We start from the raw sequence: 14,793 nt of genomic DNA, 5'->3' as shown, positions 1-14,793 counted from the left end.
CGGGCGCGCCGGGCGCGCGCGCTCGGCCTGTGCCACGACTCCGAGGAGCACCTCCCCCAGCTGGTGCTCACCGCCGACCCCGAGGCGCTGGCCGACCTGCGCGCCCGGGCGCTCGCGCCGCTCGACGGGCTGCGGCCCGGGACCGCCGACAAGCTCGCCGAGACCCTGCGGCTGTGGCTGCTGCTGCAGGGGCGCCGCGACGAGGTGGCGGCGGCGCTGTTCGTCCACCCGCAGACGGTGCGCTACCGCATGGGCCAGGTTCGCGAGGCCTTCGGCGACACCCTCGACGACCCCGAGGTCGTGCTCGCCCTCACCCTCGCGTTGGGCATGCCCCCCGTAGCCTCTGCCGAGTGATCCGACGAGCCGCCCCCGCCCTCCTCCTGGCGGGACTCCTCCCCGGCGTGGCCGCCTGCTCGGGCGGCTCCGCCGCCGACGGCGACCCGGCCACCCCCTCCCCGTCGACGTCGTCGTCGACCCCGTCGACGTCGTCCGAGACCCCCTCCGAGCCGGCGGCGACCCCGACCCTCGACCCGCCCCCGGTCGGCCCGCAGTACGTCGCCCTCGGTGACTCCTACGCCGCCGCGCCCGGCGTGCCCCAGACGTCCGGGGCCGACGGGTGCTTCCGCTCGAGCAGCAACTACGCCCAGCTCGTGGCCAGGAAGACCGGGCTCACCGTCACCGACGTCACCTGCAGCGGCGCGACCACCGAATCGGTGCTCCTCACGCAGGTCCCCGAGATCACGGCCGAGGCCGAGCTGGTCACGGTGGGGATCGGAGGCAACGACTTCGACCTCTTCACCCGGCTCATCAGCGGCTGCGTCGGGGCGGCGCAGGCCGACCCCGAGGGGTCGCCGTGCTCCGACGACCTCAGCGCCGAGGTCCGCGACACGCTGCCCAAGATCTCCGACAACGTCGGCCGGGTGCTCGACGCGGTCACCGCCGCGGCGCCGCAGGCGCGGGTCGTGGTCGTCGGCTACCCCGTCCTGCTGCCGGCGACGGGCACCTGCCCCGACCGGATCCCGCTCGCCACCGGCGACTACCCCCTCGTCAACGAGGTCACCCGCGGGCTGTCCGCCGCGCTGCGCACGCAGGCCGACCGGCTGGGCCTCGACTTCCTCGACCTGAGCGGCCCGAGCCGGGGCCACGACGTGTGCTCGGCGGAGCCCTGGATCAACGGCGCGGAGGTCGCACCGGACGGCACGATCCCGTTCCACCCGTTCGGGATCGAGCAGCAGGCCGTCGCCCGCCGCATCGCGGCATTTCTGTAGGACGTCCAACCACCTCGTACGATTTGGCTGTGCCCCGTCGTCGCATCGCTCCCGCGCGCCCGCTCCTGGCGGCCGCGCTGGTCGTCGCGACCCTCGCCGGGTGCGCGGCCAAGGCCGACCCGAGCACCCTCCCCGACGCCCCCTCCGGCCGGGCGACCGAGCAGACCGGCGCCCCCGGCGACGGCCCGACCACCAAGCCCACCGCCGTGCGCACCCCCGCGCTCGACGTCTACGTCGCCATGGGTGACTCCTACACGGCGGCCCCGCTCTTCCCCCTCGACGACAACACCGTCATCGACGACTGCCTGCGCTCCGGGACCAACTACCCGACGCTGGTCGCCGACGAGCTCGGCATCACCGTCAACGACGTGAGCTGCTCGGGCGCCTCGACCGTCAGCATCTTCGGCGAGCAGAAGTTCACCTCCAAGGTGCAGCCGCCCCAGATCGACGCCCTCTCCCCCGACGCCGACCTGGTGACCGTGGGCATCGGCGCCAACGACTTCACGTTCTTCTCCGACATGATCTTCGACTGCCTCGCGGTCGCCGACCGCGACGTCACCGGCTCGCCCTGCCGGGCGGCCAACACCGACGCCGCCGGACAGGACCGCCTCGAGCGCAACGTCGTCAAGATCCGCAACAACGTCAAGAAGGTCGTCGAGGCGATCTCCGCCCGCGCCCCCGAGGCCCGCATCCTGCTCGTCGGCTACCCGCAGCTCATCCCCTCCGAGGGCACCTGCCGCGCCCGCCTCCCGCTGGCCGTCGGCGACTACGCCTACACCCTCGAGCTCAACCTCCGCCTCGCCCAGGCCGTCCGCAACGGCGGCGTCTCCGCCGGTGCCGAGTACGTCGACCTCGTCGGCGCGAGCCAGGGCCACGACATCTGCTCGGCCGAGCCCTGGGTCGCCGGCATCCGCGGCAAGGACAACAAGGCCGCCGGCCTGCACCCCTACCCCGCCGAGCAGGAAGCCGTCGCCGACCTCGTGGTCGGGATGCTCTGACGCCTGGGTCCTCGCGCCCATCAGCTGCAACTCACTGTTCACACCACTACCCCGCCGCTACAGCGCCGGGGTAGTCGTCGCAACAGTGAGTTACAGCTGGGCCGACCGGTGCGCCACCCGCCCCCCGACGACGGTCAGCGCGACCGCCGTACGACGCAGGGCGGCGGCGGCCTCCCGGGCCGAGCCGGCCGGGGCGAGGGGGTCGTGGTCGAGCAGGACCAGGTCGCCGCGGGAGCCGACGGCGACGGTGGGCTGCTCGTCGGTGGACGCGGCGAGCGCCTCCTGGGGCGTGAGGGCGTGCTCGGGGTGCCAGGCGTCGCGGTCGTCGTCGTCGCGGCCACGGTGGACCGCGGCGGCCATGGCCAGCCACGGGTCGAGGGGCGAGACCGGGGCGTCGGAGCCGAGCACGAGCCGGGCGCCGGCCTCGAGCATCCAGCGGAAGGCGAAGGACCGGTCGCCGCGCCCGGGCCAGATGAGCTCGGTCAGGTCGCGGTCGTCGAGGAGGTGCGCCGGCTGCACCGAGGCTCGGAGGCCGAGGGCGGCCAGCCGCGGCACGTCGTCGCGCGCGACGAGCTGGGCGTGCTCGACCGACCCGTGCGCGCCGGTCGCGGTGTAGGCGTCGAGGGCCGCGCCGACCGCGGCGTCGCCGATGGCGTGGGTCGCCACGTGGAGCCCCGACATGTGGGCGCGGGCGAGCAGGGCCGACAGCTCGTGGGCGGCGAGATTGGCGGCGCCGGAGCCGCCGTCGGAGTAGGGCTCGCAGCACCAGGCGGTCCGGGTGTTGAGCGAGCCGTCGCTGATGATCTTGAGCGAGCCCATCGTCAGCCGGTCGTCACCCGCGACCAGCGGCGCCCCGGTGCGCAGGCCGGCGGCGATCACCGACTCCAGGCGGTCGGCGTACGACGCCATGCGCACGCGCAGGACGTCACAGCCGTCGTGCCACCGGGCCACCCACTCGTCGGCGCCGCCGGTGAACTCGAAGTCGACCAGGCCGACCACGCCCTGGGCCGCCGCGTCGAGGAGCGAGGCGCGGTAGGCGGACGGCCCGTCGGCGGCCTCGCCGGTGAGGCGCGTCAGCAGCTCGTAGGCCGCGAACCACTCGTTCTCGCGCACGACCTCGTCGCGCGCGCCGAGGCCGAGGGCTGCGAGGGCCGCGCTGTTGAGCCACGCGTGGTGCGCGTCGCCGGCGATGAGGACGACCGGGGTCACGCCCGAGACCTCGTCGAGCTCGGCGACCGTGACGTCGCGGGTCCAGACGCCGGGGCGGTGCCCGAAGCCGATGACCGGGCGGCCCGGGTCGTCCGCGACGAGCCGGGCGACGAGCGAGCGCGCCTCCTCGGGCGACAGGATCGCCGAGGTGTCGACCCGCTGACGACTCAGGGTCCACTGGCCGAGGTGGACGTGCTGGTCCCACAGCCCGGGGGCCAGCCAGCGACCGGCGGCGAGGACCTCCTCGACCCCGTCGGGGCGCTCGAGCGCCGGGCCCACCGCGGTGACGACGCCGTCCGACACGAGCACGTCGACCGGAGTCGCCCGACCCGCGGCCGCGACGTCACCCGACAGCGGCACGATCCGCGTCTCTCGCAGCAGCAGGTCCCCCACGAGGTGGACGCTAGCCGTCGCTCAACGGACCCGTTCCACCAGCCCGGACGCCAGTCCCCGCACGGTCAGCCAGTCGAAGAACCCGCCGCCCACCTCGGCCACGCGTCGGTGCTCGACCGGCCCCAGCCGCAGTCGCAGGTGCAGCCGCGAGCCGCCCGGCGCCTCGCGGAGCGACAGCACCCAGGTCAGGTCCGTCCTCCCCCGCGTCGACGTGTAGACCAGCGTCCGCGCCGGCTCGATCGCCGCCACGGTGAACGTCGCCGTCGCGCCACCCCAGTCGGGGATGACGTCGCCCACCGCGTGTCGCTGCAGGTCGGGCTCGACGTACCTCAGCGCCCGCCGCGACCGCGGCAGCACCCGCTCGACCGACCGTGGGAGGTACCACCCCGCGCGCCGCTTGCCGAGCTGCACCAGCCACGGCCACACCGCCGCCGGCGGGGCCGGCAGGTCGAAGGCGCGGTCCATCACGACGGCCGCCGGGTCGACGAGGTCGTCGCCCGGCAGAGGGGCGCGCCGCTCGGCGGCGGTGGGGGCCACGGAGGTCACCGGGCCATCCTCGCTGACATAGGGTCACGGCTGTGAGGGTCCGGGTCGTCGTCGCGGTGCTGCTGGCGCTGGTCGTGGGCGTCGCGGGCGGGTACGCCGTCGCCGCGTCCCGGGAGGAGCCCGCCGCCCCCGGGCGGAGCGAGTTCGCCGACCCCGCACCGGTGCCCGCCGCCGACCCCAGTCTGCCCGTGCGCGAGATCGCCCCCGATCCCACCGACCCGTCGCTCCCGTCGGGACTGACCCTCGCGAGCCAGGACCTGGTGGCGCCGGGACCCGACGGCAAGCCCTCCCGGGCCAGGGTCACCGTGCCCGCGCCCGAGGACTGGGCCCGGACCTTCGTGGCCCCGGTCGAGCCCGACGCACCGGCGCGCTGGCAGTGGAAGGTGCCCGGCAACAACGAGAACTCCTACGGGCTCCGCCTCGACGTCTTCCGCGGCCGGGCGATCACCGTCGACCGGGCCATCGGTGCACGCCAGTCGGCGATGCGGTCGGCCCAGGCCGACGGCAACTTCGCGGACCTGACGTTCGAGGAGGAGGACGACGACGGGTTCCTCGCGTCCTACATCACCGACGGCTACCGTCGCTACTCCCTCGAGCGCTTCTTCTCCGGCCCCGACCCCACGGTCGCCTACGCCACGATCAGCGTCTTCGGCCGCGCCCAGGACCTCGACGGCATGCGCAACCTGCTCGAGAAGATGTCGATCGGGCTGCGCACCGGTTGATCACCGGCCGATCACCGGCTGATCACCGGCCGACCCTCAGCCGATGCCGATCACGTCGAGGGTGTCGATGACGCGGTTGACCGTGGCCTGGTCGGCACCGCGCAGCTGCACCCAGAGCAGCCGGGCGCCGTCGACCTGCACCACGCGCTCCAGGAGGACGTCGTCGTCGGCGCACCCGGTGAACATGACGGTGACCGATGCGCCGAGGTCGCCCACCGGGTCCTGGGCCGGTGCGGACGCGTTGTCGCACTCCCGGTCGTGCTGCGGCACGGTCTCGGGCAGCTCGGTGCCGGGGAGGAGAGCAGCGAAGATGCCCTCCCCCTCGCCCGCCCAGCCCGCCGACGTGCCGACCGACAGGGCGGGGAACACGTCGCCGTCCCCGTTGGGTGGCGACCACTGCGTCACGGACTCGGCGTCCCACGCCGCAGGGACGGTGACGGCCAGGGTGCCGGTCTCGTCCTCGACGGCGACCTCGGACGCCACCGACGGGTCGTCCCGGAGCGCGTCCTGCCCGTGGTAACCCGCGGCCGCACCGCCACCGAGCGCGACGACCACGGCAGCCGCGATGGCGAGCGCACGCCCCACGCGCCGCTGCCGGCGCGGTGGCACGGGGTCGGGCAGCGGCTCGGCGTCGCTCATCGGCAGCGGCCGCGCACCGGGCTGGGTCAGCGCGGGGTCGACCGGCAGCACCCGCGTGCCGGGGCCGGCCGGGCCGCCGCGCCAGTCGTCGAGGGCGTAGGCCAGCGCGTCGACGTAGGCCGTCACCGACGGCCACCGCCACTGACGGTCGTAGGCGAGCGCCCGGCGTACGACCTGCTCGACGCCGTCGGGGAACTCGCGTCCCGGCGCGGACAGCTGGGACGGCTCGGTCGGAGCGGCGGCCGCGGGCAGCGACGTGTGGCTCCACGGCAGCCGTCCGCTCAGCAGCAGGAAGGTCAGCACACCCAGCGAGAACTGGTCGGCCCGCGCGTCGGGCGTCTCGCCCTGGGCCTGCTCGGGCGCGACGTAGGCCGGGGTGCCGGCGATCATCGTCAGCCGCGACGACACGTCGAGGGCCTTGCCGAGACCGAGGTCACCGACCATCGCGCGGACGCCGCTGGGTCCGGCGGACGGGTCGACGGTGCGGAAGAGGACGTTGGCGGGCTTGACGTCGCGGTGCAGGATGCCGCGGTCGTGCAGCGCCTGCAGCCCGGCGCCCACCTGGGCCACGACCTCGAGCGCCTGGGGCACCGTGACCCCACCCCGCTCGAGCCGGTCGGCGAGGGTGCCCTGGTCGGCGTAGGCCATGACCAGGTAGGGCCGGCCGTCGTCGAGCGAACCGGCGTCGTAGACGGGGACGACGTGCGGCGACTCGACGCGCCGCAGGTAGCGCCCCTCCTCGACGAACCGGGTGCGGACCTCGTGCTGCTCGGACCAGTTGTCGGCCAGCACCTTGATCGCGACCGGCGCGTCGAGCTGCTCGTCGTAGCCCAGCCACACCGTCGCGAACCCACCGCTGCCGATCCGCCGCCGCACCGCGTAGCGTCCGAAGTGGCTCGGCCCGCTGTTCGGAGGCGGCTGGGAGTCGGACACCGGTGCATTATCGTCCACAGGCCTGGATCGGGGCTCTCGGGGAAGGGTGGCGGCATGGCAACGCAGAGCGAGGACGCCGCGTACGGCGGCGAGACCACCCCCGACGAGATCGACGAGCTGGCGCGACGGGCCCAGGCCGGCGACGCGGCCGCGCTCGACGCGGTGCTCACGGCGATCCGCCCGCGCACGCTCAACGTCTGCCGGGGAGTGCTGCCCTACACGCCCGACGCCGAGGACGCCTGCCAGGAGGCGCTGCTCAACATCGCCACCAAGATCTCCTCCTGGGGCGGGCGGGGCCGCTTCACCACGTGGACCCACGTCGTCGCGGTCAACAGCGCCCGCACGACCTACCGACGGATGAAGAACCAGGCCGCCGCCTACGACCCGCAGGACCACAACCCGCTCAGCGAGAAGCCCGACCCCCGCACCACCAGCGTCATCGCCGGCACCCGCCTCGACCTGCTCGAGGCGATGGAGACGATCGAGAAGGACCACCCGCAGTACGTCGAGCCGCTGCTGCTCCGCGACGTCTACGGCATGCCCTACGACGAGATCGCCGAGCTGGTCGGCGTCCCCCTCGGCACGATCAAGGCCCAGATCCACCACGGCCGCAAGCTCGCCCGCCCGCTGCTGCGGGGCGAGGAGTGAGCCGGAGGGCCCCGGTCCCGCTCGTCGCCCTCGTCGCGGTCGCGGCCCTCGTCGCCGCCTGCTCGAGCGACGCCGACGGGGACTCGGCGCCGAGCCCGGCGCCGTCGACGAGCACGGCCACGACGCCGGAGCCGACCTCCGAGCGGACGTCGGAGCCCACGTCGGAGCCGACCGAGCCCGGTGGACCCGACCTCGACCTGGCCCTCAGCGAGACCGTCGAGGACTCCGTCTACCCCGAGATCGGCGACCCCGGCGTCGACGCGCTCCACTACGACCTCGACCTCACCTGGGACCCGGAGAGCGACACCCTCACCGGCCACGAGATCCTCACCTTCCGCTCGACCGCCGACGCCGAGCAGTTCCAGCTCGACTTCTCCGACACCCTCGACGTCACCTCCGTCGCGATCGACGGCACCGAGCTCGACCACGAGCAGCGCGGCAAGGACCTCGTCGTCACGCACCCCGTCGCGACCGACGAGCGCTACGTGGTCGAGATCCGCTACCAGGGCACGCCGGAGCCGGTCGACGCCCCCACGACGCGCGGCGACTTCTCGACGACCGGCTTCACCATCGACGACGAGCACCAGGCCTGGACCATGCAGGAGCCCTACGGCGCCTTCACCTGGTACGCCGTCAACGACCAGCCGGCCGACAAGGCGCTCTACGACTTCACGCTCCAGGTGCCCACGCCCTGGACCGGCGTCGCCAACGGCGAGCAGGTCGGCGACGAGGATCTCGAGGGCGTCCACCGGACCCGGTTCCACCTGGCCGAGCCCGCGTCGTCCTACCTCGTGACGATGGCGTTCGGCGACTACGACAAGACCGAGGACACCGGACCCGGCGGCCTCCCGATCACCTACTGGACCCCCGCCGGCGACGGCGTGCCCAGCATCCTGCGCGGGTCGCCCGATGCGCTCGCCTGGCTCGAGGAGCGGCTCGGCCCCTACCCGTTCGACACCGCGGGCATCCTCGTCGTCGACTCCGAGAGCGGCATGGAGACCCAGACGATGATCACGATCAGCCCCGACGTCTCCGACGCCGACGTGCTCCACGAGTACGCCCACCACTGGTACGGCGACCAGGTCACCCCCTCGGACTGGCGCGACGTCTGGATGAACGAGGGCATGGCGACCTACCTCCAGTTCCTCTGGCAGGCCGAGCAGGTCGGCGTCCCCATCGACGACTACCTCGACGACGTCGCCGGCTCGGAGGCCCGGACCCGCGCCGAGAACGGCCCGCCGGGCGACTTCGACCCCGGCGAGTTCGCCGCCCCCAACGTCTACCTCTCCGGTGCCTTCCTCTGGCACGCCCTGCGGCTGCGGGTCGGCGAGGAGCCGTTCTGGAAGGCCGTCCGCGGCTGGCCGCTGAGCCAGGACAACCAGAACGCCGACCGCGACACCCTGCTCGCCTACCTCGAGGAGCAGACCGGCGAGGACCTCGGCGCGTTCTGGGACGCCTGGCTCCTCGGCGACACCACCCCGCCCCTGTCCTGAGCCCCGCAGGTCCCCGCCGTTCGTCGCGGAGAACTGACCGCTCGTCGCACGCGCGTCCCCGTCCGGCGCAGCGCCCGCGCGCACCCCTGACGGCCGCCTCACGCCGTCCCTAGCGTGACCGGCGTCACGTCCGACCCGTCAGCACCCCGGAAAGGCGCCGCACCATGGCCCAGGACACGTCCCAACCCAACGAGATGGCCGCGCGCCACGACCCGTTCTACGACGAGCTGCACGCCTCCGACGACTTCGTCGAGCTGCGCCGGCGCTACCGCGGCTTCGCGGTCCCCGCGACGGTGCTGTTCCTGGCCTGGTTCCTGCTCTACGTCGTGCTGTCCAACTGGGCGACCGGCTTCATGTCGCACCGGCTGTTCGGCAACATCAACGTCGCCCTGGTCTTCGGGCTGCTGCAGTTCCTCTCGACGTTCCTCATCGCGTTCGTCTACAGCCGCTACTCGACCGCCAACCTCGACCCGCTGGCCACCAAGCTGCAGGACCGCTACGAGGCCGACCTGGCCGGCCGTCCCACCGGACCGAAGGGCACGGGCCACTGACATGGACGACAAGGTCCTCACCATCGGGCTGTTCCTCGCCGTCGTCGCCCTGACGGTCTACATCACGCTGCGCGCCAGCCGTACGACGTCCGGCACCAGCGACTTCTACGCCGGCGGCCGGTCGTTCTCGCCGATCCAGAACGGCCTGGCGATCGGCGGCGACTACATGTCGGCCGCGTCGTTCCTCGGCATCTCGGGCGCCATCGCGCTCACCGGCTACGACGGCTTCCTCTACTCGATCGGCTTCCTCGTCGCCTGGCTCGTCGCGCTGCTCCTCGTCGCCGAGATGCTGCGCAACTCGGGCAAGTTCACGATGGCCGACCAGCTGGCCTACCGGATGAAGCAGCGACCGGTCCGCACCGCGGCCGCCGGGTCGACCGTGGTCGTCTCGATCTTCTACCTGCTCGCCCAGATGGTCGGCGCCGGCACGCTCGTCGCGCTGCTCCTCGACATCGAGACCACCAACACCCTCGCGATCAGCGCCGTCATCGCCGGGGTCGGTGCGCTGATGATCTTCTACGTCACCGTCGGCGGCATGAAGGGCACGACCTGGGTCCAGATCGTGAAGGCCGTCCTGCTGATGGCGGGCTCCGCGCTGATCGTGTTCCTGGTGCTGGCGAAGTTCGACTTCAACCTCAGCGAGCTGCTCGGCGCTGCCGCGCAGCAGTCGGGCAAGGAGGGCTTCCTCGACCCGGGCATCAAGTACGGCATCAGCGAGACGACCAAGATCGACTTCGTCTCCCTCGGCCTGGCCCTGGTGCTCGGCACGGCCGGCCTCCCCCACATCCTGGTCCGCTTCTACACGGTCCCGACCGCGCGTGACGCGCGGAAGTCGGTGCTGTGGGCGATCGGCATCATCGGTGTCTTCTACCTCTTCACGCTGGTCCTCGGCTTCGGTGCCGCGGCCCTGCTCGACACCGGCCCGGACAGCACGGTCGCCATCAGCAAGGGCAACCTGGCCTCGCCGCTGCTCGCCGAGGAGGTCGGCGGAGGCGCCGGCTCCACGGGTGGCGCGGTCATGATCGCGCTCATCTCGGCGGTCGCGTTCGCGACGATCCTCGCCGTGGTCGCCGGCCTCGTGCTGACGTCGTCGACCTCGGTCGCGCACGACATCTACAACAGCGTGATCCGCAAGGGGAAGGCGACGGAGCAGGAGGAGATCCGGATGACGCGGTTCGCCGCCGCCGGCATCGGCGTCGTGGCCATCGCCCTGGCCATCCCGGCCCGCAACCTCAACATCGCGTTCCTGGTGGCGCTGGCGTTCGCCGCGGCCGCGTCGGCCAACCTGCCGGCGCTCGTCTACAACCTGTTCTGGCGGCGCTTCAACACCCGCGGCGCGCTCTGGAGCATCTACGGCGGCCTCACCTCCTGCATCGGCCTGGTGATCTTCAGCCCGGTCGTCTCCGGCAAGGGCGAGATCAAGGGGGTCAACCAGTCGCTGCTGCCGACCAGCATCGACATCTCCTGGTTCCCCCTCGAGAACCCCGGCATCGTCTCGATCCCGCTGGGCTTCTTCCTCGGCTGGCTCGGCACCGTGACGTCGAAGGAACCGGCCACGGAGGAGCGCTACACCGAGCTCGAGGTGCGCGCCCTCACCGGCGCCGGTGCCGAGAAGGCCACCGTGCACTGACCCTCGCGCCCGACGTACCGGCCGGCCCCGCTCTCGACCGAGAGCGGGGCCGGCCCGTTTGGGTCGTGACCGACGGGGGCACGAGCACAGGGATCGACCACCCCTGCGGACAAGGACCTCCTCATGGCCGACTACAGCCAGCTCCCCACCCTGATCACCGACGCGAAGAGGGAAGCCCTCATCGCCGAGATGACCTGCAACGAGTGGGACTTCGAGGGCGACAAGTTCACCAAGTCGCAGAACTACGGCGAGTCGTACGCCTCCCAGTCGGTCACCCTCGACGGACAGGCCTCCGGCTCCAGCTACAACGGCGGCGCCAGCAACGACAACGACACCGGACTGGCCCAGGCGGCCCTCGACGAGTTCAACGGGGTCAAGAGCAAGTGGGACGGCCAGATCGACGAGCTCGTCGCGGGGTGGGACCACCTCGACGACCCGACGAAGTACGACGGGATGATCGGCTCGATGGGCGCGGCCATCAAGAAGGTCGCCGCCGGGACCGGCAGCGACGACTCGCAGCTCGGCAACCCCGACCTCACCGAGATCGGCTTCATCCGCCAGCGGCTGGCGCAGAACGCCGGCCAGACGGTCGAGCAGTTCTACCGCTGCTACGGCCCGGAGAAGCTCGAGCTGGTCCTCGACGGGCACTGTGAGGTCATGGCCTCGCTCGGCCTGGCCGTCGCCGGGCAGAAGGAGATCTGGACCAAGACCCGCACCGACGTGGCGACCATCCTCGAGGCGGGGGTCGCCGGGTTCACCCAGACCCGGCAGAACAACGACACCGACTGGAAGGCGGTCATCTCGGTGGCCACGGCCGGCATCGGCGTGCTCAGCGCGTTCACGGCCGGCGTTCCCGGGCTCGCCCCGATCCTCGCGGCCGTCTCGGCCACCGGTGGGTTCCTGGGCGCCGCGATCGACGCCCTCCCCAAGACGGCGGAGCCCAAGAACGAGGCCTACACGGGCTCGCACCCCGACACGGTGTTCTCCGACCTGAAGAAGGCCTTCACGGTCCTCGAGACGTCGATCAACGAGCAGGAGGTCGGCCACGAGACCATGCTCGACACGATGCTGGCGGCCGTCGCCGACACCACCAACCGCGGCAACTTCCACATCCACGCCGCGGCCGGCCTGGCTCCCGAGTTCGGCGGCACCGACGACATCATCGACATGAAGTACCCCGTGCTCGAGACCATCGGCTACACGTCGATGCCGCTGATCGCCCGGGCGTTCCTCGACTCCGTCGACAACGCGGAGGCCGCCGACGACCAGACCACGTGGTTCCGGCCCTACGCGTCGGTGCCGGCCGGGGCCATCGGCTCCGGCGCCTACGGGCCCTACTACGCCTGGCAGGGCCTCTACCGCGCGATCTTCCCCCTGATGAACGACACGGCGGCCGAGGTGGTCCGGGCCGGCGAGCACCTCGCCGAGGCCGCCGGCTACGTCCGCGACTCCGACCAGTGGGCCAAGGACGCCCTCGGCAAGAACTACCAGGACATCCAGGGGGCCGACCTCGGCTGGCAGGCGCCCTACACGCCGCCCCCGCCGCCGGCCTACCCCCACGGTCACAACATCCCGATCTGAGCCGGACGACGGCTGTCGACCGCTCGCCGTACCGCTCGTCCAGCCCGGCCGACCGCTGGCCGAGCCGCGTGCGAGGGGCAACGTCACGGCAACCCGGGGCGCCCTAGTGTGACGAGCAGCACCTGCTCGTCGACACCCCAGGAGACCCCGTGAGCGACCACGACCCGGCCGAGTCCACCCCCGAGGCAGGACTGTCCAACCTGCTCCAGGAGGACCGCACCTTCGAGCCCCCCGCCGAGCTGGCCGCCGAGGCCAACCTCAAGGCGGAGGCCTACGAGCGCGCCGAGTCCGACGTCGAGGCCTTCTGGGCCGAGCAGGCCGAGCGGCTGTCGTGGTCGGAGAAGTGGGACCGCGTCCTCGACTGGGACGACCCGCCCTTCGCCAAGTGGTTCGTCGGCGGCAAGCTCAACGCGTCCTACAACTGCGTCGACCGCCACGTCGAGGCCGGCCGCGGCGACAAGGTCGCGTTCCACTTCGTCGGCGAGCCGGTCGACGACAAGCGCACCATCACCTACGCCGAGCTCAAGGACCTCGTGTCCCAGGCGGCCAACGCCCTGGCCGACCTCGGCGTCGAGACCGGCGACCGGGTCGCGATCTACATGCCGATGATCCCCGAGGCCGTCGTCGCGATGCTGGCGTGCGCCCGCATCGGTGCCCCGCACACGGTGGTGTTCGGCGGCTTCTCCTCCGACGCGCTCGCCTCCCGCCTCGAGGACTGCCAGGCCAAGGTGGTCATCACCTCCGACGGCGGCTACCGCCGCGGCTCGGCGTCGGCGCTCAAGCCGGCCGTCGACGAGGCACGCACCAAGGCCGAGGGCCTCGGCCACACCGTCACCAAGGTGCTGGTCGTCAAGCGCACCGGCCAGGAGGTCGCGTGGGACGACGACGTCGACGTCTGGTGGCACGACGCCGTCGAGAAGGCCTCGACCGAGCACACCCCCGAGGCGTTCGACTCCGAGCACCCGCTCTACGTCATGTACACCTCGGGCACCACCGGCAAGCCCAAGGGCATCCTGCACACCACCGGCGGCTACCTCACCGGGACGTCCTACACCCACTGGGCGGTCTTCGACCTCAAGCCCGAGACCGACGTCTACTGGTGCACCGCCGACATCGGCTGGGTCACCGGGCTCTCCTTCATCGTCTACGGACCGCTGGCCTACGGCGCGACGGAGGTGCTCTACGAGGGCACCCCCGACAGCCCCGAGCGCGGCCGGTGGTGGGGCATCATCGAGGAGTACGGCGTCACGCAGTTCTACACGGCGCCGACGGCCATCCGCTCCTTCATGAAGCAGGGCCGCGAGATCCCCGACGAGCGCGACCTGTCCTCGCTCCGCCTGCTCGGGTCGGTGGGTGAGTCGATCAACCCCGAGGCATACATGTGGTACCGCGAGGTCATCGGCGGCGAGCGCTGCCCCATCGTCGACACCTGGTGGCAGACCGAGACCGGCGCGATGATGATCAGCCCGCTGCCCGGGGTCACCGCGGGCAAGCCCGGCTCGGCGATGAAGGCCCTGCCCGGCATCGCCGCCGACGTCGTCGACGAGAACGGCGAGTCGGTCCCCAACGGCTCCGGCGGCTACCTCGTCGTCAAGGGCCCGTGGCCGTCGATGCTGCGCACCATCTGGGGTGACGACGAGCGCTACAGGGACACCTACTGGTCGCGTTTCGCCAGCCAGGGCTACTACTTCGCCGGTGACGGCGCCAAGAAGGACGGCGACGGGGACGTCTGGCTCCTCGGCCGCGTCGACGACGTCATGAACGTCTCGGGCCACCGCCTCTCCACCACCGAGATCGAGTCGGCCCTCGTCTCGCACCCCAAGGTCGCCGAGGCCGCGGTCGTCGGCGCCAAGGACGAGGACACCGGCCAGGCCGTCTGCGCCTTCGTCATCCTGCGCGACAGCGCGGGCGACGGTGGTGACGACATCGTGTCCGAGCTGCGCAAGCACGTGCGCAAGGAGATCGGCCCGATCGCGACCCCGCGCCAGATCATGGTCGTCGCCGAGCTCCCCAAGACCCGCTCCGGCAAGATCATGCGCCGCCTGCTCCGCGACGTCGCCGAGCACCGCGAGGTCGGCGACGTCACCACCCTCGCCGACTCCTCCGTCATGGACCTGATCTCGAAGGGCCTCGACTCGGGCAAGGCCGAGGACTGACCCCACGGTGGTCGAGGATGGGCGGC

Annotated in this window: 13 protein-coding genes; 10 read left to right on the top strand and 3 right to left on the bottom strand. The window is 72.4% G+C overall.

Features of this window, described 5'->3' with window-relative positions:
• The 3 genes from Q7T52_RS05770 to Q7T52_RS05760 all read left to right on the top strand — a co-directional run.
• Nucleotides 1-354 (top strand): helix-turn-helix domain-containing protein (locus Q7T52_RS05770; RefSeq protein ID WP_304800284.1); only part of this gene is annotated, 354 nt, incomplete at its 5' end.
• Entirely contained in the window at nucleotides 351-1,268 is a 918-nt protein-coding gene (locus tag Q7T52_RS05765; RefSeq protein ID WP_304800282.1) for an SGNH/GDSL hydrolase family protein, read from the top strand. The genes Q7T52_RS05770 and Q7T52_RS05765, both read left to right, overlap by 4 nt.
• 29 nt (nucleotides 1,269-1,297) lie before the next feature.
• On the top strand, nucleotides 1,298-2,266 hold the full coding sequence (locus tag Q7T52_RS05760; protein ID WP_304800280.1) for an SGNH/GDSL hydrolase family protein: 969 nt from the start codon (nucleotides 1,298-1,300) through the stop codon (nucleotides 2,264-2,266).
• A gap of 90 nt (nucleotides 2,267-2,356) precedes the next feature.
• Here Q7T52_RS05760 and Q7T52_RS05755 read toward each other — a convergent pair whose 3' ends face one another.
• Both Q7T52_RS05755 and Q7T52_RS05750 read right to left on the bottom strand, forming a co-directional pair.
• Complete coding sequence (locus tag Q7T52_RS05755; protein WP_304800278.1) at nucleotides 2,357-3,868, bottom strand: amidohydrolase; 1,512 nt, start codon at nucleotides 3,866-3,868, stop codon at nucleotides 2,357-2,359.
• A 21-nt stretch (nucleotides 3,869-3,889) separates the two neighbouring features.
• Nucleotides 3,890-4,414 carry a hypothetical protein gene (locus Q7T52_RS05750; protein ID WP_304800276.1) on the bottom strand — a complete coding sequence of 175 codons (525 nt, stop codon included), beginning with the start codon at nucleotides 4,412-4,414 and terminating at the stop codon, nucleotides 3,890-3,892.
• A 32-nt stretch (nucleotides 4,415-4,446) separates the two neighbouring features.
• On the opposite strand from Q7T52_RS05750, the gene Q7T52_RS05745 reads away from it, so the two are divergent.
• Nucleotides 4,447-5,136 (top strand): hypothetical protein, encoded by a 690-nt coding sequence (locus tag Q7T52_RS05745; RefSeq protein WP_304800275.1) that lies wholly within the window; start codon nucleotides 4,447-4,449, stop codon nucleotides 5,134-5,136.
• Nucleotides 5,137-5,172: 36 nt separating this feature from the next.
• Here the strand turns inward: Q7T52_RS05745 and Q7T52_RS05740 are convergent, their stop codons facing one another.
• A complete protein-coding gene (locus Q7T52_RS05740; protein WP_304800273.1) occupies nucleotides 5,173-6,708 on the bottom strand; it encodes a serine/threonine-protein kinase in 1,536 nt (511 codons plus the stop codon).
• Nucleotides 6,709-6,762: 54 nt separating this feature from the next.
• Between Q7T52_RS05740 and Q7T52_RS05735 the strand changes: the two genes are divergently transcribed.
• From Q7T52_RS05735 to acs, 6 genes are all read left to right on the top strand, one after another.
• Entirely contained in the window at nucleotides 6,763-7,356 is a 594-nt protein-coding gene (locus Q7T52_RS05735) for an RNA polymerase sigma factor (protein ID WP_304800271.1), read from the top strand.
• Entirely contained in the window at nucleotides 7,353-8,849 is a 1,497-nt protein-coding gene (locus Q7T52_RS05730) for a M1 family metallopeptidase (RefSeq protein WP_304800269.1), read from the top strand. Before Q7T52_RS05735 ends, Q7T52_RS05730 begins: the two co-directional genes overlap by 4 nt.
• Nucleotides 8,850-9,013: 164 nt before the next feature.
• Nucleotides 9,014-9,400 (top strand): DUF485 domain-containing protein, encoded by a 387-nt coding sequence (locus Q7T52_RS05725; protein ID WP_304800267.1) that lies wholly within the window; start codon nucleotides 9,014-9,016, stop codon nucleotides 9,398-9,400.
• Nucleotide 9,401: 1 nt separating this feature from the next.
• Complete coding sequence (locus Q7T52_RS05720; protein ID WP_304800265.1) at nucleotides 9,402-11,030, top strand: cation acetate symporter; 1,629 nt, start codon at nucleotides 9,402-9,404, stop codon at nucleotides 11,028-11,030.
• A gap of 123 nt (nucleotides 11,031-11,153) precedes the next feature.
• On the top strand, nucleotides 11,154-12,611 hold the full coding sequence (locus Q7T52_RS05715; RefSeq protein WP_304800263.1) for a hypothetical protein: 1,458 nt from the start codon (nucleotides 11,154-11,156) through the stop codon (nucleotides 12,609-12,611).
• Nucleotides 12,612-12,760: 149 nt separating this feature from the next.
• Complete coding sequence (gene acs, locus Q7T52_RS05710) at nucleotides 12,761-14,767, top strand: acetate--CoA ligase (protein ID WP_304800261.1); 2,007 nt, start codon at nucleotides 12,761-12,763, stop codon at nucleotides 14,765-14,767.
• The last annotated feature ends 26 nt before the right edge of the window (nucleotides 14,768-14,793 follow it).

This window comes from Nocardioides sp. (assembly GCF_030655615.1).
Lineage (GTDB): Bacteria > Actinomycetota > Actinomycetes > Propionibacteriales > Nocardioidaceae > Nocardioides.
Note: the sequence above shows the minus strand (reverse complement) of the source record. Positions and strands in the feature narration are given on the sequence as shown.

What these genes read in the sequence shown, in the direction of transcription:
- Q7T52_RS05735 (WP_304800271.1), top strand. Translation starts at nt 6,763, where the DNA reads ATGGCAACGCAGAGCGAGGACGCCGCGTACGGCGGCGAGACCACCCCC.
- Q7T52_RS05725 (WP_304800267.1), top strand. Translation starts at nt 9,014, where the DNA reads ATGGCCCAGGACACGTCCCAACCCAACGAGATGGCCGCGCGCCACGAC.
- Q7T52_RS05720 (WP_304800265.1), top strand. Translation starts at nt 9,402, where the DNA reads ATGGACGACAAGGTCCTCACCATCGGGCTGTTCCTCGCCGTCGTCGCC.
- Q7T52_RS05715 (WP_304800263.1), top strand. Translation starts at nt 11,154, where the DNA reads ATGGCCGACTACAGCCAGCTCCCCACCCTGATCACCGACGCGAAGAGG.